Raw genomic sequence first — 20,085 nt, 5'->3', positions numbered from 1 at the left:
ATGTGGGGGCGCGTGAGCGTCGACGTTTTGTTCTACTGAGGACGCTGCGCTATTCGGCCGGTTCGTGAGTCTTGCGGATCAGTGCGCGCGCCTGTGCATCGGTCTTGCCGGGCGGCGGCACGATCAGATCGGTTTCGGACAGCGCCTTCCACAGCTTCGGGTCCTGGAAGGCGATCGTGCCGCCGCCGCGTTTCTCCTGCGTCACCATCCGGTTGATGTCGCCGACGCATACCCAGTTGTCGGTCGTCGTGATGCCCCATTTCGCGTGGTCCTGCGTCTCGGGCCATGCCCACGGCGCGCCCAGCTTGCGCAGGTCGATGAACTTGATGTCGTAGGTCTTGTGCACGCCGTCGGAATCGAGGATGGGCGGGATTTTGCCGCGGATCCACGTTTCGACGTACATGTCGGCTTTCAGCGTTGGGCCGACGAGGTCGTTCCAGAAATCCTTGCCCCATTTGCGGTTCTTCGCGATTACCTTGAACGGCACGCCGCCGCGCGTCTCGAAATCGAGCGAGTCGGAGTCGCCAGGCGCGGACGCGTTGAGCGGCTGCGTGAGCGCGTATAGCGGGCTCGCGTGATCGAGCCCGCCGGTGCGCGGCAGGTAGACCTGCGGCTGCTGATGCAGCGCCATCTGCGCGGCGAGCTTGCCGGCCGTCGCGAGATCGAGGCTCATGCACAGGAACGTCTGTCCGTACAGCGGCGTCGGCACGCCGGGCGCCGACGGGTCCGCGTATTTCGGCCACGAGTGCAGCAGCCACAATGCGGAGCTCGACGCGGTGTCGAAGGCGATCACGCCTTTGGTATGGCCGAGCGTCGCATTGTTCGAACGATTCGCATCGGCGGGCATTTCGTCGTTGTAGAGAATCCAGCCTGTCGTGCTGCCCGGATCGCCGAAGATCGAATCGAGCGTGTAGAACAGCGCCCCCTTCGGATCATTCATCAGATTCGGCGATTTCTGCACGGCCCCGGTTTCGCGATCGTAGTACACGTATTCGTAGCCGGTCGCGCTGTCGCTGTCGGTATCCTTCGTGAGCTTCGGCACTTTGTAGGCGAACCATAGATCGACGGATCGATTCTGTTCGTCGCGCGGCGAGATAGCCATTTGATGCCCCCGGTTGCTGAATGGCGCCGCATGCGCGGCGAGCGGCGCCCGCTGTTGCGAGGCGTCTTTTTCTTGTCGTCGACGGTTGTCCGCTGTCGCCGGCTGCGTGGCACGCGCAACGCGGCAGAGCTTCGCTTTATCCGGGCGCGCAAGCGCCCTCGCGAGCGGCGGACGGATGCGCGTTGCGCGCACGGGGTTGCCGAATGCCGGCATGCGTGCGCACGACGTCACCCGCCGGCTCGCGTCGCGAACCGTCGGTATCGACGATCAATGAGTAGGAATGCGAATGGACTAGCGGTTGAATCGACTGATGCGCATAGAGGTCCCCTCTTTTTTACTTTCCGTTGTCTTCGCGCCTGAACCCGTTCGTTGACGGCCGAACCGGTCCGACTCCGGACGCAGCGGATTCTTGTGGTCTTAGCATAGGACACGCAAACGAAAACGGTAAGCACAATCCGGGCGCGTTGCGATGCGGGATGGGATCGGCGCGGGTTTTCGGTGGGGGCGAGGCGCTAGCCTCCTGGCGTGGGGCGAGCCGCGGCGCCGGGGGAGATGTCGTCTGTGCGGGCGCCGCTCGATTCTGAGTTAAGCGCTTCACTCGCCCGCACGCCGCGACGATGGTCCGAACGAGCGCCTGGCGCGGCGGGGCAGCCGTCGCGCGCCGGGCAAACGTCGATGTTGTCGGCACTTCCGTGGCGCCCGTGCCGCTTGTGCGTCAGGCGCGGCAACGCACTTCGACGGTCACGTGAGACAAACTCTTGAAGCGCTTCAGCAACTGATGATAGAAGCGTGAGTCGCGCGCCGGATCGCCTGTTGCGACGGACACGACTGCGCTCATGTGGCCGGGGCCGAGACGCCAGACATGCAGATCGGTGACGCGATCGCCGCTGCCTTCGATCGAGCGGCGTACGCTGTCGGCGAGGCGGGCGTCCGGATTGACGTCGAGGAGGATGCGCCCCGTGTCGCGCAGCAGGCTGTACGACCAGTTCGCGATCACGAGTGCGCCGACGATGCCCGCGAGCGGGTCCGTCCACATCCAGCCGAACGCGCGTGCGAGCACGAGCCCGACGATCGCGAGCACCGAGACGGCCGCGTCCGCGATCACGTGCATATAGGCGGACCGGATGTTGTGATCGCTCGACGTGGCGTCGCTCGTGCCGCCGTGGCCGTGATGGTGCGCGTGTTCGTGCTCGACGAACGCAAGCGAATGCTCGGCGTCGTGGAATTTCACGATCGCGGTGAACGCATGCGGTTCGGGGATCGTATCGATCGATTCCAGGCAGTCGCCGCGATTCGCCATGGCGAACGTCTGCCGCGATCCGTCGGCGCGGATCGTCGTGATCGTCGCCCGCGAGTCGCCGATGGACGCCTGTTTTGCCGCAGGCGAGATCCGGAATACCGGCGGCACGCCGTCCTCGAAGATCGAGACGGCGAACACGCCCGCGCGCGTCGAGATCGCCTGCGCTTCGTCGTCGTCGTGTTCATGGCGGGCGTCGTGTCCATGCGCATGGCCATGATGATCGCCGCTCAGCAGCCACACGCTCGCGAGATTCACGAGCAGGCCGAGCACGGCGATCGGAATCGCTTCGTCGAAGTGGATCGGAACGGGCGACAAGAACCGCGCAATCGCTTCGTATGCGATGAGCAGCGCGATCATCGCGAGCACGATCGCGCTCGTGAAGCCGGCCAGGTCGCCGAGCTTGCCCGTGCCGAACACGAAATGCGCGTCGTTCGCGTGCCGGCGCGCATACGTATACGCGAGCGCCGCGATCAGCATCGCGCCCGCATGGGTCGACATGTGCAGGCCGTCCGCGACGAGTGCGAGCGAGCCGAACAGCGTGCCGCCGACGATCTCCGCGACCATCATCGCCGCGCACAGCGCGATGACGGTCCAGGTCCTGCGTTCGTTCTGCTCGTGCGCCGCGCCGAGGAAAATATGGTCGTGACCTGCGCCGAACGCGACGTCTTCGAATTCGCTCATGGATCGCTCCGCTTATTTGAAATAGCTGTGGACCACGTCGATCAACTGCTCAGCCGCGCTGCCTTCGTGATCGTCGCTCGTGTCCGCGTCGACGAGGTGCGTGCGGATGTGGTCCTCGAGCACGACGGCCAGCAGGCCGTTCATTGCGCCGCGGCAACTCGTGATCCGTTGCAGCACTTCGCTGCAACCGGATTCCTCCTCGAGCGCGCGCTCGATCGCTTCGACCTGCCCCTTGATGCGACGCACGCGGTTCAGCAGCTTCTGTTTTTCGCGGATGGTGTGGCTCATCGCTGTTCCTCAAAAATACCGGGGGGGAGTATATAACAACCTGCGTGTTCGTATAGCGGGGAGGGGTATTCGAGAATCGTAGTTGGTGCATGGAGGCGGTACGGGATGGCGATCGCGCGTCTGCGCCCATCCGGCGTACGGAACGAGCGGTACGAGGGAAGGTGGGGGAGGTCGGGAGATTCGGCTGAGCCGCGTGCGGGCCCGCCGGTGCGATGTGAACGTCGAACGCCGGAAACAACGAGGGCGCCAGCGGCGCCCTCGTCATCGACATCGCGTGCTGCGAATCGATCAGCTTGCCTTGCCGACAGCCAGGTGCTTGCCGAGATGGCGCTGGTGAGTCGTATGCGTCGTTGCATGCGAGCGCGTGCGGCCCGATTGCGCATCCGCGAGGTTCGCGTGCGTGGACGCGCGGTCCGACGCGCGTGCGAAACCCTTGTCGCGGTCGCCCGAATCGAAGCCGTTCGTGTTCGTCATGCCTGAACTGCTCATATGACCCGCCGACATGCCGCCAGCATTGCCGCCGGCACCACCCATGCCGCCCATGCCGCCGCCGTGGCCGCCGCCCGCCGCGTGCGCGACCGACGACATCAACACGAACAGTCCCGTAGCAGTCAGTGTGACCAAACGAATACCTTTCATTTTCGCCTCTTCCTAAATGTTGTTTGGGCCATTGCATTGTATGAACCGCATATGGCGCGCAACGGCGGCGTTGTAATCAAAGGTAACTGCGGCGACGGGCCGCGTTCGGCGCGGCGGCGCGCGCGGACGAGAGCCGCGCGCGCTGGCCGTGCGCGGACAGACTCGGCCGTGCACCTGAAAAGCGGAAGCACGCGTTACCGATCGGTTACAAGCGTGCTGCGCTTTTCGGCGCGGCCGCCGGTCAGTTCGGCACGGCGCCGGCGATCGCCGCGCGCATGAGCCCGTAGCGCGGCTTTTCCTGAGCGCTGTTCGTCAGCAAGCCGTAAGTGCCGCTGCGATCGTCGTAAAGCTCATACCAGTTGAAGCCGATGACGTTGTAGGCCGCTTTCGCCGCAACCAGCTCAGGGATTGTTTTCGCGATGTACGCGGCGATCTGCTCGTCCGAGTTGTCCGTGTTCACGCCGATCTCGGTGACGACGATCGGCAGGTTGTAGCGCTCCTTCAGCCGCGCCAGCACGTTGTATCGGCCGGTCTTGCCGAGCGCGCTTTCGAAATCACCGCCATTCGAATACCAGTGCCACTGAAGCACGTCAGGCGTGATTTTTGGATGACCGGTCGTGCCGTCGGGCTGCGTGCCCGTCATCAGGCCGTCGAGGAAACCGAAATGCAGAGCGCCCGACGTCGCGTTCGCGATCAGCTTCGTCGTGCGGTTCGTGTCGACCGAACGCCAGCCGTCGAGCGCGCCTCTGAGCGCACCGCGCCAGATCGGAAAGGTAGAATTGTCGTAGTCCGAAACATTGATGCCGTCGCCCTGGATCGGCGCGTTGTGGCTGTCGATGTCGTACTCGTTACCGAACTCCACCATCGGGATGCCTGCGAGTTTCTTCGCCGCGTAGACGGACAGCTTGTATGCATACGCGTAGGCGCTCGCTTCGGTCGGCTGCTGCCCGTTCAGCGACGGATCGGCCCAGGGATGCGCCTCGATCATCGGCAGGACCGTGATGCGGGAACCGAGGCCGGGGATGGCCGTCAATGCGAGCGCATCGATGTGATCCGGAATGTACGCGTCCTGTCGATAGACGCTCATGCCGAGCCCGGCGAGATGGCTTGCCTGAGTGGCGAGCGGGACCGACGCGTAGATGCCGCCGTCGACGTAATGGCCGTTCACGCCGAAGAACGGCAGCACCGAAGCCGTTTCCGAAGGCGACGAAGCGCCGGATGCGGGCGCGGCCGCGCCGGACGACGCGCCGGCCGGCGACGTGCCGGAGGCCGGCACGACGATGCCGTTCGCGGGCGAGGCGGCGGCGTTGACCTTGCTCTGGTCTCCGCCGCCGCCGCAAGCGCAGAGCAGCAGCACAAGCAATATCGCTGGCGCCGCCGGATAATGAATAGGAATGCTAATGGATTGTGTCACGCTCATGGCGACCGCGGCTAGGCGCTTCATGGTGGGTTCTCCGATCAGGGAAAACTCTATTTTAGGTTAAATTGAGATAAACCTATCTCAAAATTCCGAAGCGATCGCCGAGAATGTTCGAAGTCGAGAGATAAATAGTGGCTTTCGGGTAGCTTTTGCCTACTCGGCGTGAGGATTGGAGGACGCCCATGACACGCTCCGAAACGGCGAATGCCGTAGTGTCGAAAAGTGTAGAGAGCTAGTGTGACGGGCTTTTGCGGCCTGCGCGGACGATGTCGGCTCGTGCGCGGCGCGCATCGGTGAGATGAACGCTTGAACCAATAAAAAACCGGAGGTTTTTAAACATCCGGTTTTTCTGGTGATTGATTCTTCGTGTGCTTCTTTGTGTTTGTTGATTGAGAATCCGACGAAACTGGAATGGCTGCATTCAGTTGCGGGTGGCCTTCGCGACCGCGCTCTTCGCCGGCCTGAACGTCCGCTCCACTTGCACCGGCCGGCGAGGGCCGCGAGGCTTCGTCCAGCGCGCGACGATTTCGCGCCAATCGTCGCGCAGCGATGTGCGGGGCGGATGCGGCGACACGACGTATGCGTTGAAGACGTGGCCGGCGATTTTCGCGCCGACGCTGTCGAGGCGCTGCAACGCCGTTTCGAGCTCCGACGCGCGCGTCGTCCTGCCGCGCGACACGAGCAGCACCGCGTCGCAGTCCTGCGCGGCGATCGACAGCGTGTCGCTGTACGGGAGAACGGGCGGGGCGTCGACGATCACGAAGTCGTAGCGCGTGCGCAGCGCCGCGAGCAACTGCGGAAATTCCGCGCGTTCGAGCAGTTCGCCCGGATTCGGGCCGGTCAGCGTGCCGGGCGTCATCACCGACAGCTTGCCCTTGCCGAGCCTGACGATCGCCTTCTCGAGCGGCTGTCCGCCTTCGAGCACGTTCGCGAGACCGATCGCGCCGCCGTTGCGGCCTACCCCGAGTGGATTGTGCGAGCCGCCGCGCATGTCCGCGTCGACGAAGAGCACCGATGCGTTCGCGTCGGCGAACAGATAGGCGAGATTGGACGCGACGAAGCTGCCGCCGACGCCCGCCGTCGGGCCGGCGAACACGAGCACCTTGCCGCCGCCGCGGCCGTCGTGCGCGAGCGCTGCGCGCAGGCTCGTGCGCAGCGCGCGCAGCGCTTCGACGCCCGGATCGTTCGGGCATTGCGCGGCGAGCGGTTTCATCGTCGCGCGCGCCTTGCCGGAGCGATCGTCGTCGAGCGCGAGCGACGCCGCGGACGGCGCGACGACCGCGACGCACGGGATGTCCGATACGTCCGCGATCGACTGCGGGCCGCTCAGCTCGTCGCGATGGCGCGCGAGCAGGTAGGCGGCGGCGAGGCCCGCGAACAGCCCGCCGAGCAGCGCGCCGAGCACCACGATGCCGCGTTGCGGCCATGCCTTCTTGTACGGCTTGTTCGCCCAGTCGACGACGCTCACGCCGGGCGTCGTGCTGGCGACGGCGATCTCGAGCTGCTGCGCGTTGGTCAGCACGCTCGTGTAGAGCTGCGCCGCGACCGATACCTGCCGCGACAGGCGAACGAATTCCCGCTGCGCGGTCGGCAGCCTGTTGGCCGCCGTCGTCGTCTGCTGAATCTCCTTCTTCACTTGATCGAGCTGCGTCTGCACGGTCTGATACGTGGTGCTGCCGGGCAGGAAGCGCGCCTTCACGTTGTCGAGCGCGAGCTGCAGCACGGTCTGATGCTCGGACAGCGAGTTCAGCCGGTTGATGAGCGCGATGCCTTGCTGATCGACGTCGATCGTGCCCGTCGTCGTGCGGTAGCGGTTCAGCGCGTCCTCTGCTTTCTCGAGGTCCTGCTTCAGGCCGGGCAGCCGCGCATGCAGCGAGTCGAGATTGCGCTGCGCCTTCTCCGCGCGATACTTGATGTCCTGGTCGAGATAGACGCGCACGATCGCGTTGACCATCTCCTGCACGCGTTGCGGCGTGTCGGCCTGATAGATGAGCTTCATCATCGACGGCTCTTCGAGCGTCGAATCACGGTTCGACACGACCGTCTTCATTTTCTTCATCACGTCGTCGTAGACGAGCTGCGTCGGTTCCCTGACGATCGAGAACGCGATGCCCGAGCGCGCGCGCAGCGTGTCGACGCGAATCCGGCCCGCCTGCGCGCGTTCGCCGTCCACGGCGACGGTGAACGGCACGCTCTCGCCGAGTGCGCCGCGCGCGAGCAGGCGGTCCTTCTTGTCGTAGAGCGTCCATTGGCCGTCGTTGCCGGCGACGAGCCGGAACTTGTCGCCGAGCGCGGCGTCCGGCAGCGAGAATTCGCCGAGCTTGAGCTTTTCGCCGCCCCATGCGAAGCCGGACAGGCCGAGCCACGGCGACGCGAGCTTGTCGTCGTTCGCGTGGCCCGACGCGAGCGGGCGGCCGACGAGCGGGAAATGGTCGAGCGTGCGGATCTCGAGATTCGCGCCGATTCGCGCGATCGCCGCGCCGACGATCGCGCGCGACGTCAGCACCTCGCTCTCGTCGTTCGCGGACGGGCCGTTCGAGATCGTGCCGGACACGTCCGACAGCGCGCTGATCGACGATCCGGGCTTTGTCTGGATCCGCAGCAGCGCCTCGGCGCGATACTGCGGCGTGGCGACGAGCGCGTACAGCACGCCCAGCGCGAAGAACACGGCGACGATCGTCGCGAAGAGCCGCCGGTGCCGAACGACGCTCCACCATAGGCTTGCGAGCCCGTCGTTTCGCTTGGCGTGCGGTGTCGCCGAAATCGGTTGTGCTTTCAGATCCATCGTTGTTTCCCGTGATAGGCGACGACGGCCGCGGTGCGCGCCGCCGCAATCCTCTCAGTCAATCCTCTTCAGCGAGCGTCGAGCGAATCCGGCCCGGTGCGGCCAGGCAGCCGGGCGCGACGCTCATGCCCCGATCGTGATGAATATCGGCCCGCGCGCTTCCGGCGCGTCGAGCCGCCTGCGATTGCCGGCGTCGAGTCCGGCGCCGTACATGTCCGTCGCGGCGGCGCCGGCGGGCAGCCGCGACAGATCGACGCCGATCGCATTGCCCGCGCCGTAGCACCAGACCACGTACTTCGTCGCGCGCGCGGCGTCGAGCTTCAGCACTACGTAGCGCGCGTCCGAATCCAGAAAATACTGGGCGCGCACGGCATCCCCGGTGAACGAGAAAAGCCGGCGAACCGCGACGTACGCGGGCAGCGCCGCGTCGTCCGCATCGAGGAGTCCGAAGTTGTGCTCCATGTTCCTGCGATCGCGGCCGTCGTCGCGAATGTCGTAGTACGACGTGAGCCCGATCTGCGAAATCCAGTTCGCGAGCAGCAGCCGCACCGCATAGTTCGCCTGGCGCGCGCGCGCGACGCTCGAATGGCCGTCGCCGATGTCGGCCACGTAGTTGTAGCCGTAGCTCGGGTACGACCATTCGGTCGCCCAGATCTGCGGCGGGCTCCGGTACGACGACAGGTCGCGCCGCAGTGCCGCGTAGTCGGCGAACACCGTTTCCGGTTCGGTCTGCCGGTACGGATGCACGCTGACCGCATCGGGCGCGGGCTGCGCCGGGCTGGCGATGTCGCCGACCGCGCGGATGAACGTGCGGTTGACTTGCTGCACGCCGCCCGTCGCGACGATCGCATCGGGATTCGCGGCCTTCACCGCCTGCACCGCCAGCTTCAGCACGTTCCGGTAAGCGACGGGCGACGGTTCGCCGTGCCAGTAGGTCTTGTGGTCCTGCTCGTTCCACACTTCGAAGCGCACCGGCTTGCCTTTGTAGCGCTGCGCGGCGTTGAACACGTACTGGCGGAACGCGGCGAGTTGCGCGGGCGTCGTCGGCGGCCGGTTCGGGCTGTGCAGGCGATGAATGCCGCCGAGAATGAACAGCGCGCCGAGCCCGCGCTCGGCCAGATCGGCGACGAGCGTGTCGTATCGCGAGAAATCCCAGCCATGCGGCGTATCGACCGCTTCCCAGAACAGGTCCGCGCGCACGAACGAGAAGCCTGCGTCCTTCACCGCGTCGAGCAGCTTCGTATCGTCGATCGCATGCACGGCGATGCCGGTGTTCCCGCGCGAGGCGGCGAAGCCCGGCAAGCCGACATAGCCGCGCTTCGCGTCGGCGCTCGCCTGGGCGGCGTCCAGCACGACGGTCGTCGCCGCGCGCGGCAGGCCGGGCGCGGCGAGCATCGCACCGGCGAGCGCGACGAGCAGCCGGCGGCGCGGGTTGGGCGTCGGGTTCTTCATGTCGTCGTTTCCTCTGCGGCGCATCGGGGCGTCAGCGCGCATTCGGCGCGACCACGCCCGCGCCGTATCGCAGCCGCTCGAACGCGATGCGCGCGCTTGCGACGCGCGCGCGCCGCGGCGCGTGCAGGTTGATCGAGCGCAGCGTCAGGCCGAGGAACAGCAGGCAGCCGGTGGTCTCGCAGATGTCGGTCGTCACGCCGCTCACGAGCAGGAAGCACAGCATCAGCCAGACGGGCCGATCGTTCGCCGGCAGCGCGAGGATCAGGCGCACGAATGCGGCGACGATCAGCGCCGCGCCGATCACGCCGAAGTTCGCGACCGTGTAGAGCGCCATGTTGTCCGCGTAGCCGACGTTGAAGCCGAAATCGGCGGTGTAGTAGCCGACCGCCGAGCCGAATCCACCCGGTCCGATGCCGAACCAGATCAGGTGCTCGCGCAGCAGCCCTTCGATCAGCAGCGGCCACGTGTTGATGAAGCGGTCCTGCATCGACGACAGCGAGCCCGAGCTGCCGACGTCCTGCGTGCTCGCGAGCGTCACGATCCAGCCGGCGACCGGCAGCGCGATCGTGATCGCGCTCGTCCAGATGCACACCGTGCGAAGCGAACGCGTGCGCAGCATGCCATGCAGCGCGACGACGAGCGCGAGCGCGACGAGCGTGGTCTTGTTCGTCGTCGCCCAGATGCCGAGCGCCGCGAGCGCGAGCAGGGCGGCGAGCGCGAGCCGCGAGCGCAGGCGCGGGAAGATCCAGGTCGTCAGCAGTCCGATCATCAGGCCCGTCGTCGCGCTGCTGCGGCCGAAGCCGGGCAGCCGCGACGAGGTGCCGACATACGAGGACTTCGCGAGTTGCACGCTGACGCCGCCGATGTCGATGCTGCCGCCTACCCACGGCAGCTTCACGAAATAGTTGAGCAGCACGCCGCCGATGCACAGCAGCGCGAGCGCGACGAACGCGCCGAGCATCCGCCGCGACTCGAGCTCGTCGAGCGCTTGCAGCGGCATCACGATGCCAAACAGCATCGGCGCGATCGTCCAGATCCAGAAGCCGGCCGCACTGAGGCTCACGCCGTTCGCGAGCGACACGCACGTCTGCGCGGCGAGGTACGCGGCGACGAGCACGTGGCTCGCCTTCGGCCGCTGGACGATCGCGAGCCCGAGGCACGCGACCATCAGCGCCTTCGGCAGATAGCCGAGCGCCGCGACGCCCGCGAGCGACGTGTAGTAGCGGATGGCGCCGGACAGCACGTCGCTCGCGACTGCGATGACGAACGTCGCCGCCCAGAGCCTGTGTATCTTCGAGATACGTGGCATCGGTGCGTAGTGGTCGGATGGCGAGTCGAACTGCGGATCGAACCGCCGGGTCTTGCGGGCTGGCATCGTCGGGTCTCGAACGGTTGCGGGCACCGCCTTCAATCAGCGAGCGATGCCGCAACAACGGCGGTTTCGGCTCGATTCGTCTGATTCACTCGGGCCGCGCGCGCGTGGACGCTTTCGCGCGGCCGGCCGTCGCCTCGACGGCCCGGTTGGCGGGCGCCGCCGCCGCCCGTGGGCGACGGCGTCGAACATGGATCGACGCGCGAGCCATGCATCTGCGTCGAAGGATAGCGTCGCCGTTCGGCCGGGAAAGTACGACAGCCCACACTACGCAGATCGCGCGGAAGGCGGGGAATCGGCGCTGGCTGCAGCAAAAATAGGGGAAGGCGATGGGAGGCGGCGCGCGCGTGGCGGAAGATCGCGCGCGGGCGAGGCGGCCGCGGCGGGCCGGCGCTCGCCGGTCGTCTGCCGGCAGGCGGCGTTACGTGCGCGGCCCCCATCCGGCTATCCGCCCGAGCTTCGCGAACATGCCGTGCCGCGCGATCCATTCGGCGTACGCGCGATAGTCGGGATCGCGCATCAGATGCCGTTCCTCGGTTTTCGCGCGCAGCCAGTACAGCAGATTCACCGCGACGAGCGCCGCCGAATGCATGATTGCGAGGCGCCATCCGAGCGGCTCGACGAACGGCACCGAGATCATCCAGTACGACAGGTTCTTCGCGAGATACGCGGGATGCTTCGTGAACCGGTACGGGCCGGACGTGATGATGCCGCGGTTCGTCAGGTTCGAGAAGCGCAGCCCGAACGAGATCGTCGACAACGCATAGCAGAGCAGCAGCACGACGATGACCACGCCCCACGCGAAGCGGATCACGGGCACCGACAGCAGCCAGTTGTCCCAGAACATCGAGCCTTCGTAGTGAATGTAGTTGTTCGCGATCAGCGACCAGAACGGCTGATAGCAGATCAGCGCGGCGAGCCAGCCGAGCGTCGTCGGCTCGGCGCTGCGCACGTGCGAATCGAGCAGGCGGAACGTGCACAGATAGCCGACCGCGCCGAACATCAGGTCCATCGTGTACGACAGGTCGTACATGAAGCGGAACGTCGCGAGCGAGAACGGCGCGCTGGCAGCGCTCGCGAACGACGCGCCGATGCGCTCGGCGTCCGTCGACAGATAGACGACCATCAGCGGCAGGAAGAACGCCTTCACGGCCCAGCCGGCGAGCATCTCGCGGATCGGCCGCCAGTCGGCGGGGCGCTGTCCGCGCAAGAGCCACCGGCCCCAGCACAGATAGGCGTCGTCGGCGTCGCGCATGCGCCGGTCCATCCAGCCGAAATAGAACGGCGCGGCGAGCGCGACGCACGGCGCGAGCATGCCGACGAGCGACCAGAACGGCTGGTAGAACGCGCCGTGATATTCGGGCAGCAGCCAGTAGACGAGCGCGATGCCCGCGTAGACCGACGCGAGCGCGGCGAGCCGCAGCGACACGCGCGCGACGCTGAGCGGCCGCAACGCGCGATTCGCGAGGCCGGCGCTCGGCCGCAGATGGACGCGCGCGATGAAGAGCTCATACGCGCCGATCGTCGCGATGATCGCCGCGCACGCGAGCAGGCTGCGCTCGGCGCCCGTCAGCGCGGCCGCGCCGCGCGACGCCCACAGCGTGACGAGCCCCGCCGCGATGCCGGCGAGGCCGATCGAAAATGGCGTCGCCGAACGCGGTGGCCGTTCTTGCGCGTTCGCGACGCTGTCGAGAGTGGATTGCATGTCATCCCCCGTGTCATGACATGGACGGCGGGCGGCCGGGCGGTTTGGAATGATTGGGCCCGGCCGCCGCGCCGTTCGGCTTGCCTGCGCCTACTTGCCCGACACGCCGCCGAGCAGCCCGCCGAGCAGGTTGGTCACGGGCGCGAGCAGGTTCGTCGTCGACGAGCCGCTCGCGGTCGTGCTGCCGGTCAGGCTGCCGACGACGCCCGTGACGGGCGCGGTCGTCGTCGAACCGGTGGCCGTCGCGGGCGGCGTGGCCGCGACGGTGCCGTGCACGCCGGCGCTCAGCGAGCCGACGAGGTTCGTGACGGGCGCGAGCACGGCGCTCAGGCCGGCCGTCGCATTGCCGCCCGCCGAACCCGACAGGCCGCCGAGCAGGCCGGTGACGGGCGCGAGCGGATTCGTCGCCGTGCCCGCCGGCTGCGTCGCGCCCGCCGTGAGGCCCGCGTTGACGCCGAGCGTGGCGCTAAGCGAGCCGACGGCGCCCGTGATCGGCGCGAGCGGGTTGGTCGAGCCGCCGGACAGCACGCCGGTGATCGGCGCGAGCGGATTGGTCGTGCCGCCCGTCAGCAGGCCGCCGACGCTCGTGACCGTGTTGCCGAGCTGGCTGACGACGCCGCCGACCGCGTGGACCACCTGGTTGTTCGTCGAGCCCGACACCTTCGCGCCGGCCGCGTTCAGCCCGTTGCCGACGGTGGCCAGCAGATTGTTGACGGGCGCGCCGAGTCCGGTCGCGGTGCCGATCGTCTGCGTCGTGCCGGATACGGCGTTCGTGATCGGGTTGATGATCGAGCTGACGCCGGTTTCGAGCTGCTGGACGGGCGCGCTCGTGAGCACGTTGTTCAGGCCGGAGCCGACCTGCGTGACGGTGCTGCCGAGCGTGCCGACCACGCCGCCGAGCGGCGACGTGACGGGCGCGAGCGGCGCGAGGGGGCCGGTGCCGATGCTTGTCACGACGCGGCCGAGCGACGAGACCGCGTTGCCGACGTTCGATACGACGCCGGACGTCGACGTGAGCGTCGGGCCGAGCGGGTTCGTCGACGTGCCGAGCGTGCCGAGGCCGGCGACGGTGCCGTTGCCGAGCGTCTGGACGCCGTTGCCGAGCGAGCTGACGGCGTTGCCGAGGTTCGTGGTCGTCGCGCCGTTGACGCCCGGCACCGACGTGCCGGAGATCTGGTTGCCGGTGGCGGAGACGACGGTGCCCGTCGCGGTGATCAGGTTGCCGGTCTGCGAGAGGATGTTGCCGAGCGGGGAGGAGGCGGTGCCGGAGGTGCCGGAAGTGCCGGAAGTGCCCGAAGTGCCCGAAGTGCCCGAAGTGCCCGAAGTGCCCGAAGTGCCCGAAGTGCCCGAAGTGCCCGAAGTGCCCGAAGTGCCCGAAGTGCCCGAAGTGCCGGAAGTGCCCGAAGTGCCGGAAGTGCCCGAAGTGCCGGAAGTGCCCGAAGTGCCGGAAGTGCCCGAAGTGCCGGAAGTGCCCGAAGTGCCGGAAGTGCCCGAAGTGCCGGAAGTGCCCGAAGTGCCCGAAGTGCCCGAAGTGCCCGAAGTGCCGGAAGTGCCGGAAGTGCCCGAAGTGCCCGAAGTGCCCGAAGTGCCCGAAGTGCCCGAAGTGCCCGAAGTGCCCGAAGTGCCCGAAGTGCCCGAAGTGCCGGAAGTGCCGGAAGTGCCCGAAGTACCCGAAGTGCCCGAAGTGCCCGAAGTGCCGGAAGTGCCGGAAGTGCCCGAAGTACCCGAAGTACCCGAAGTACCCGAAGTACCCGAAGTACCCGAAGTACCCGAAGTACCCGAAGTACCCGAAGTACCCGAAGTACCCGAAGTACCCGAAGTGCCCGAAGTGCCCGAAGTCCCGGAAGTCCCGGAAGTCCCGGAAGTGCCCGAACCCGACGATCCGGACGTGCCGCCCGAACCCGAGGTGCCGGACGTGCCCGACGTTCCCGTATTGCCGACGGTAGTGGGCTTGACGCCGCTGGACGGCGACGACGGGCCGTCGACCGAGCCGCAGCCCGACAGGACGAGGAGTGCGGAAACGCCGATTGCGATGGCAGATTGATTGAACAGTTTTTGCATGACAGGCTCCCAGATAAATCACGATGCCAGCCGTCGATGCAATTTTCGTACCATTGATTATTTTGTAGAGTTCGCCTTCTTTAATGTATAAAAAATATCAAATCATCGATTAATCGTTCGAGATTGGCCTGGAAAGTCGGATTTTCTGCGAGACCGCAAAGAGCGTGTTCCCGTTTCGCTACGTGACGTTCCGGGCGACGTAACGGGCTGCGCCGGGACCGCGGAACATTCGGGTATCGCCAAGGCATTGCGTCGGACGTCGACATGTCGATATGCAGTGCGAACTCGAATGTGTCGCGTGCGTTGCGATATCGCACGAAAACGGCTCGATTCGCAAAGGAGCGTGAGGTAGACGCGGCTTCGACCGACCGTTCGGCATCGCTTTGCCGGCCGCCTTGGCGTTCTCGCGTTCGCGTGGTGGCCGGCACGTTGATCGATTGCTGCGCGCGCGCCGGCAACCAGCGGCAACCGACATCCGCCGCCCACCGCACCGGCACCCATCCCCGATGCCGATACGGCCACGACTCGGCCCCGCCGCGCGTCCCGAGCGGGCGACGCGCGGCGATTCCCGCCCGCTACTTGACCGAGCTCGCGCTGACCTTCGCGAAGTCGAGGCTGCCGAAGCCGGTGTCGTCATCCCATCCGGACTTCGCGCTGTAGCCGTAGCTGTTGTAGCCGTTGTTGCCCGACGTCACGTCGTGGACGAGCGACGGGTTGCCCGGCAGGCCCTGGTAGAACGCCGACGTCGGCAGGCCGAGGCTGTTGGCGTTCGCCGATTCGACGCGCGCCCAGCCGCCGACGAAGATCGGCGACGCGAGGCTCGTGCCGCCGACCAGTTGATTCGCCTAGCCGTTGATCACGAGATACGCGCCCGTCGCCTGCGCGGCGTCGAACGCGACGTCCGGCACGACGCGCTTCGTCACCGAGCTGCCGAGCGCGGCCGTCTGCCAGCTCGGCGCCGCTTCGTAGCCGCTGACGCCGCCGCCCGTCGCCCACAGCCGCACCGCATTGTCGAGCGGCTGGCCGCTGCTGCTGACGTCCGCGTAGGCGAGCCCTTCGTTCCAGACGGTCTCGCCCGCCCAGGTCGTCGTGCCGCTCGTCGACAGGGTCGTGCCGCCGACCGCGACGACGTACGGCGAGCTCGCCGGCGACGACACGCTGTACTTCGCCAGATTGATCTTCGTCGTCACCTTGCCGCCGCTGTAGGTGCCGACGTAGCCGGGCGAGCCGTACGGCGAAGTCGACCATTGATAGACGCCCGCGTCGCCGGACGACACCGAGAAGATCTGCCCTTGAGCGACCGCCTGCTTGAACACCGCGTCGTTCGCGGCGAGCGAGCCGTCCGAATTCGCGGCTGCTTCGTCCTCGCCGAGCGATACGTTGATGACTTTCGCGACGTTGTCGGTGACGGCCTTGTTGTATGCGGCGGTCAGCGTCGCATTCGTGAGGCCGCTGTCGTTGCTGTCGCCGTTGACGGCCGCATAGAAGATCAGTTGCTTCACGCCGCCCGAGGTGCCGATGATCGTCTGGCTGTCGAGATCCCATTCGCTCGGATCGCCGTCGTTCGCGAGCGTGCCCGCGCTGCCCGCGACGACGGCGGTGTTGACGGTCGGCAGGCCCGCGTTCTGCGTGAACGTGTTCAGGTCGGCGATCGTCTGCGTCATGTCGCCCCACGTGATGATCCCGACCGTCGTGCTGGTCGCGGCGGGCAGGCCGCTCGCGTCGTAGATCTGCGCGAAATCGGTCGGCTGATGGCCGACCTGCGAGCCGCTCGCCGTCGCGTTCTTCGTGATCGTGTCGGTCTGGATGCGCGCGTCGGCCGGCGTGCCGCGATGGATCAGCCGATGCGGAACGGCCGCGCTCTGCAGCCCGAGCACCGATTCGACGAACGGGCTCAGCGATGCGGGAACCAGCGCGGCCGAGTCGTTCGCATAGACCGCCTTGCCGCGGTAGTTGAAGCGCTTGAGCGTCGTATGGAAGCCGCGCTCCGCGTTCGACGCGTTGCCTTGCGCGAAGATCAGCTTGTTGTTCGCCGATACCGTGATGTTGCCGAAGCCGTTCGCCTTCAGGTGCGCGACGACGGCCCGCACCTGATCGTCGGTCGGCGCGAAGCGCGCGTTGAACTGCTCGGGCGTCAGGTACTTGCGATAGTTCGCGCTGCCGGGCTGGTTCACTTCGCGCACGAGCGCGTCGAGCTGCGCTTCGTTGCGGCTCTTCAGCACGATGGTCACGTGCAGCGGCTGGCTCAGCTCGAGCGGCGTGACGTTCGTATCGGTGAGCTCGGGCGTGCCGATCACGTTGAGCGCGTAGCTCGGCGCGGTCTTCGCGAGCGTTTGCGATGCGGCCGCGGCGCTCGCGCGCGCGATCAGGAAGGCGTCGGTGCGGGTCGGCGCCCAGTCGGGGGCCGCGTGCGCGACGAGCGGGGACAACGTGGCGGCAATCGCCAGCGGTAGCAGCGACAGCGCGAAGCGTTTCGAGAATAGCCGGTTGACATGCTGAGTTCTCTGCATTTTGGAGCCCCAAGAAAACGATGAAGAACGGATGCGGCGACGCGCTCCGACGGGTACGGACGCGCGGCGCGCAGCCGATGCACGGCGATGCGGCGAGGCAGACGTTCACGGCGACATGATTTCCTCCCTTCGTTGGGCTTCAGCGGCGGCGCGGTTCGCGTCGGGCGAGTCCGCGCGTTTCACGCCGGCCGTTCTTCAAATGCTTAGGAATCCAATTCATATGGCGCGCGAAAGACCGCGTATCCGCAGTTAATCGAGCGATTTTCGGTATTTCCGATTCGCAATGAATGGCATTGGATTGCCAGTTAATCGGGAATTAATCGATGGCCCGGAAATTCATTGCGGTTTCTTCGTGATTTGAATGCCGCCCCTCGCCAATAACGTAATTGAATTGGAAGAATTCAGTCAGGATGATGTCGGATAGTGCTTGTGCCGCGCGCCCTCGCGGCATTTGTCTGCGAAAAGATAGCAAGGAAAAAATCAGAGCGTCAAACTTTTTTTGATTGGATCTAAAAAATTTAGGTGCATAATTCGTTCGGCTCGAATTCGATTAAGACGGTTGTCAGTCAATCGACGGAAGGCGTTCGAGGCGAAATGGGCGCGGCGAATCCGTATTACGAATTCGCGGGTGGGGATTTGCGGGACATGAATTGCTCGACGAGCCGCAGCGCATTCCGGCATGCGTCGAGATCGAACGCGTGAATCGTGCTTGCCGCGGCGTCGAGCCCCAGTTGCGTCGCGAGCCAGCGGATTCCCTTCGCGCGCGCCTCGAACGCGTTGCAGCCGTCGCGCCGCATCTTCGCGGCGACGAGCGGCTCGAGCGCCGCATGCAATTCGGATTTCGCGTGCCTGAGCTCGGCGTTCGCGAGCCGGCCGAGCGGCACGTGGCGCCGGCTGCGCGGAAACACGCCGATCCACGCGTCGCACGGCGAACAGATCCACAGCTCGCCGTGATCTTCGCGATAGGGATACGCGTCGTCGCCGAAGCGCGCGAGCAGCGCTTTTGCGCCGCAGTAGTCGCAGACGGGTTGGGGGAGGGCGGGAACGGGGCGGCCGACTCGCATGGTTCAGGGCGGAGGTCTCGAGGGTGGACAAAGCGATAGCGTATACGAATGACCGGATCGCGCGGCCGCGGTTCCTTCCGGGCGTGATCGCGAGCCGTGAAGCGGCGCGGCCGCCGCGCAGGTTCAAGCGTGCCAACTCAAGCGTGCCGCGCGCCGCAGACGCGGTTGCGGCCCGTCGACTTCGCCTGGTACAGCGCGGCGTCGGCCATCTTGACGAGCGTCGTGTCGGAGTGCGCGACGTGCTCGTGCGACGTGACGAGGCCGATGCTGACGGTCACGCGCGCATACGGGCTTTTCGCGTGCTGGATGTCGAGATCGTAGACCGCGCGGCGAATGTGCTCGGCGATCGCGGTCGCGCTTTTCGCGTCGGTGTCCGGCAGCGTGATCACGAACTCCTCGCCGCCGTAGCGCGAGACGTCGTCGACCGCGCGGCGCACGTTCAGCGCGAGGCAGCGGCCGACTTCGCGCAGCACGCCGTCGCCCGCCTGGTGGCCGTAGCCGTCGTTGTAGTCCTTGAACTGGTCGATGTCGACGAACAGCAGCGACAGCGGCCGGCCGGTGCGCAGTGCGCGCGCCCATTCTCTGCGCAGGTTCTCGTCGAACGCCCGGCGGTTGCCGAGGCCCGTTAGCGCATCGGTGCGCGCGAGGCGCTGCAGGCGCAGCTCAGCGTGCCGCCGCCAGCGCAGCTCGCGCGACAGCAGCGCGGTGCCGCTGACGATCACGATGCCGAACACGAGCATCAGCGCGACGAGCCGCTGCGCCCGGATGCGCCACTGCAGAAAGACGTGCCGCTCGGCGGGCGACACGTTGACGACGATCGGCAGCCCCGGCAGCCGCTTGTACACGTAGAGCCGCCGCACGCTGTCGATCGACGCGACGCCGGTGAACACGCCTGCGTCGTCGGCGCTCGCATGCGCGTAGAGGGCCGAGTTGGCGACGCTGCGCCCGACCATCTTCGGATCGAACGGCAGGCGCGTGATCAACAGCCCGTTGGTCTCGAAGACCGACGCCGTGCCGTCCGGCCCGACCGACAGGCCGTCGAGCAGCGCGCGGAAGTAATCGATGCTGAGCGTGCCGACGACGATGCCACCGAACGAGCCGTCGGCGCGCGTGATGCGCCGGCTCAGCGCGACCGTCAGCGCGCCGTGCCGCAGGCGCGCCGCATACGGCTTGCTGATGTAGAGGCCGCCTTGCGGATGGTCGCGCTGATAGACGAAATAGTCGCGATACGCGAAATTAGCGACGGGTGGCGGAAGCGGGAAATGCGAGTCGAGCACGACGTCGCCGCGCTCGTTCATCACGTAGATCGTGCCGAGATACTTGCCGGTGGCCGCGCGGTCGAACAGCACCTTGCTGCGTATCGCGGGATCGAGCGCCATGATGCGCGGATCGTTGACGCCGTCGACGACCGCCTGCAGCGACAGATCGTAGAGCTCGATGTTGCGCGCGATGTCACGTTCGAGCAGCAGCACGAGATTGTGCGCGTTTTCGACCGCATGCAGGTATGCGTCATTGCGCGATTCGTACAGCACGCGCGCGCAGAACAGCCAGATCAGCGTGAGCAGCAGCACGCCGCAAACGATTACGCCCGTCGGCGACATCAAGCGCTGCATCCATGACTGCAGGTGACGAGTCGCGAAGGAGGTCGAACGCTTGCGCATGACGTCGGGGGAGCCTGTCGGGTGATCGGACCGGCGGCGTCGCGG

Annotated in this window: 13 protein-coding genes and 1 pseudogene; 1 reads left to right on the top strand and 13 read right to left on the bottom strand. The window is 66.6% G+C overall.

Going from position 1 to position 20,085, the window contains the following annotated elements:
- Positions 1–49: 49 nt before the first annotated feature.
- From AQ610_RS30380 to AQ610_RS38475, 10 genes are all read right to left on the bottom strand, one after another.
- Positions 50–1,102: a deoxyribonuclease II family protein gene (locus tag AQ610_RS30380; protein ID WP_006028100.1), complete on the bottom strand. Its 1,053-nt coding sequence runs from the start codon at positions 1,100–1,102 to the stop codon at positions 50–52.
- 715 nt (positions 1,103–1,817) lie between these two features.
- Complete coding sequence (gene dmeF, locus AQ610_RS30375; protein ID WP_006028099.1) at positions 1,818–3,083, bottom strand: CDF family Co(II)/Ni(II) efflux transporter DmeF; 1,266 nt, start codon at positions 3,081–3,083, stop codon at positions 1,818–1,820.
- Positions 3,084–3,095: 12 nt separating this feature from the next.
- Complete coding sequence (locus AQ610_RS30370; RefSeq protein WP_006028098.1) at positions 3,096–3,371, bottom strand: metal/formaldehyde-sensitive transcriptional repressor; 276 nt, start codon at positions 3,369–3,371, stop codon at positions 3,096–3,098.
- A 288-nt stretch (positions 3,372–3,659) separates the two neighbouring features.
- Positions 3,660–4,010 carry a hypothetical protein gene (locus AQ610_RS30365; protein ID WP_045554716.1) on the bottom strand — a complete coding sequence of 117 codons (351 nt, stop codon included), beginning with the start codon at positions 4,008–4,010 and terminating at the stop codon, positions 3,660–3,662.
- A gap of 241 nt (positions 4,011–4,251) precedes the next feature.
- Positions 4,252–5,430, bottom strand: coding sequence for a glycoside hydrolase family protein (locus AQ610_RS30360; protein ID WP_162486736.1), 1,179 nt, complete (start codon positions 5,428–5,430; stop codon positions 4,252–4,254).
- A 421-nt stretch (positions 5,431–5,851) separates the two neighbouring features.
- Complete coding sequence (locus AQ610_RS30355; protein WP_006028095.1) at positions 5,852–8,215, bottom strand: GNVR domain-containing protein; 2,364 nt, start codon at positions 8,213–8,215, stop codon at positions 5,852–5,854.
- 123 nt (positions 8,216–8,338) lie between these two features.
- The gene (locus AQ610_RS30350; protein WP_009915877.1) at positions 8,339–9,667 is read right to left on the bottom strand and encodes a cellulase family glycosylhydrolase; all 1,329 of its coding nucleotides are present in this window, start codon (positions 9,665–9,667) and stop codon (positions 8,339–8,341) included.
- 31 nt (positions 9,668–9,698) lie between these two features.
- Positions 9,699–11,042 (bottom strand): O-antigen ligase family protein, encoded by a 1,344-nt coding sequence (locus AQ610_RS30345; protein ID WP_009915875.1) that lies wholly within the window; start codon positions 11,040–11,042, stop codon positions 9,699–9,701.
- Positions 11,043–11,460: 418 nt separating this feature from the next.
- Positions 11,461–12,744 carry a methyltransferase family protein gene (locus AQ610_RS30340; protein ID WP_006028092.1) on the bottom strand — a complete coding sequence of 428 codons (1,284 nt, stop codon included), beginning with the start codon at positions 12,742–12,744 and terminating at the stop codon, positions 11,461–11,463.
- 90 nt (positions 12,745–12,834) lie between these two features.
- Positions 12,835–13,902 (bottom strand): collagen-like triple helix repeat-containing protein, encoded by a 1,068-nt coding sequence (locus AQ610_RS38475; RefSeq protein ID WP_009915874.1) that lies wholly within the window; start codon positions 13,900–13,902, stop codon positions 12,835–12,837.
- On the opposite strand from AQ610_RS38475, the gene AQ610_RS38470 reads away from it, so the two are divergent.
- The gene (locus AQ610_RS38470) at positions 13,862–14,788 is read left to right on the top strand and encodes a hypothetical protein (protein WP_375371839.1); all 927 of its coding nucleotides are present in this window, start codon (positions 13,862–13,864) and stop codon (positions 14,786–14,788) included. The genes AQ610_RS38475 and AQ610_RS38470 overlap by 41 nt on opposite strands.
- Positions 14,789–15,380: 592 nt before the next feature.
- Here AQ610_RS38470 and AQ610_RS30325 read toward each other — a convergent pair.
- The 3 genes and pseudogenes from AQ610_RS30325 to AQ610_RS30315 all read right to left on the bottom strand — a co-directional run bounded on the left by AQ610_RS30325 (position 15,381) and on the right by AQ610_RS30315 (position 19,980).
- Positions 15,381–17,315: pseudogene (locus tag AQ610_RS30325) on the bottom strand (S53 family peptidase).
- A gap of 614 nt (positions 17,316–17,929) precedes the next feature.
- Complete coding sequence (locus AQ610_RS30320; protein ID WP_006028089.1) at positions 17,930–18,379, bottom strand: zinc-finger-containing protein; 450 nt, start codon at positions 18,377–18,379, stop codon at positions 17,930–17,932.
- Positions 18,380–18,516: 137 nt separating this feature from the next.
- Entirely contained in the window at positions 18,517–19,980 is a 1,464-nt protein-coding gene (locus AQ610_RS30315; protein WP_009915867.1) for a sensor domain-containing diguanylate cyclase, read from the bottom strand.
- Between the last annotated feature and the right edge of the window lie 105 nt (positions 19,981–20,085).

It is taken from the genome of Burkholderia humptydooensis (assembly GCF_001513745.1).
In the GTDB taxonomy this organism is placed as follows: domain Bacteria; phylum Pseudomonadota; class Gammaproteobacteria; order Burkholderiales; family Burkholderiaceae; genus Burkholderia; species Burkholderia humptydooensis.
Note: the sequence above shows the minus strand (reverse complement) of the source record. Positions and strands in the feature narration are given on the sequence as shown.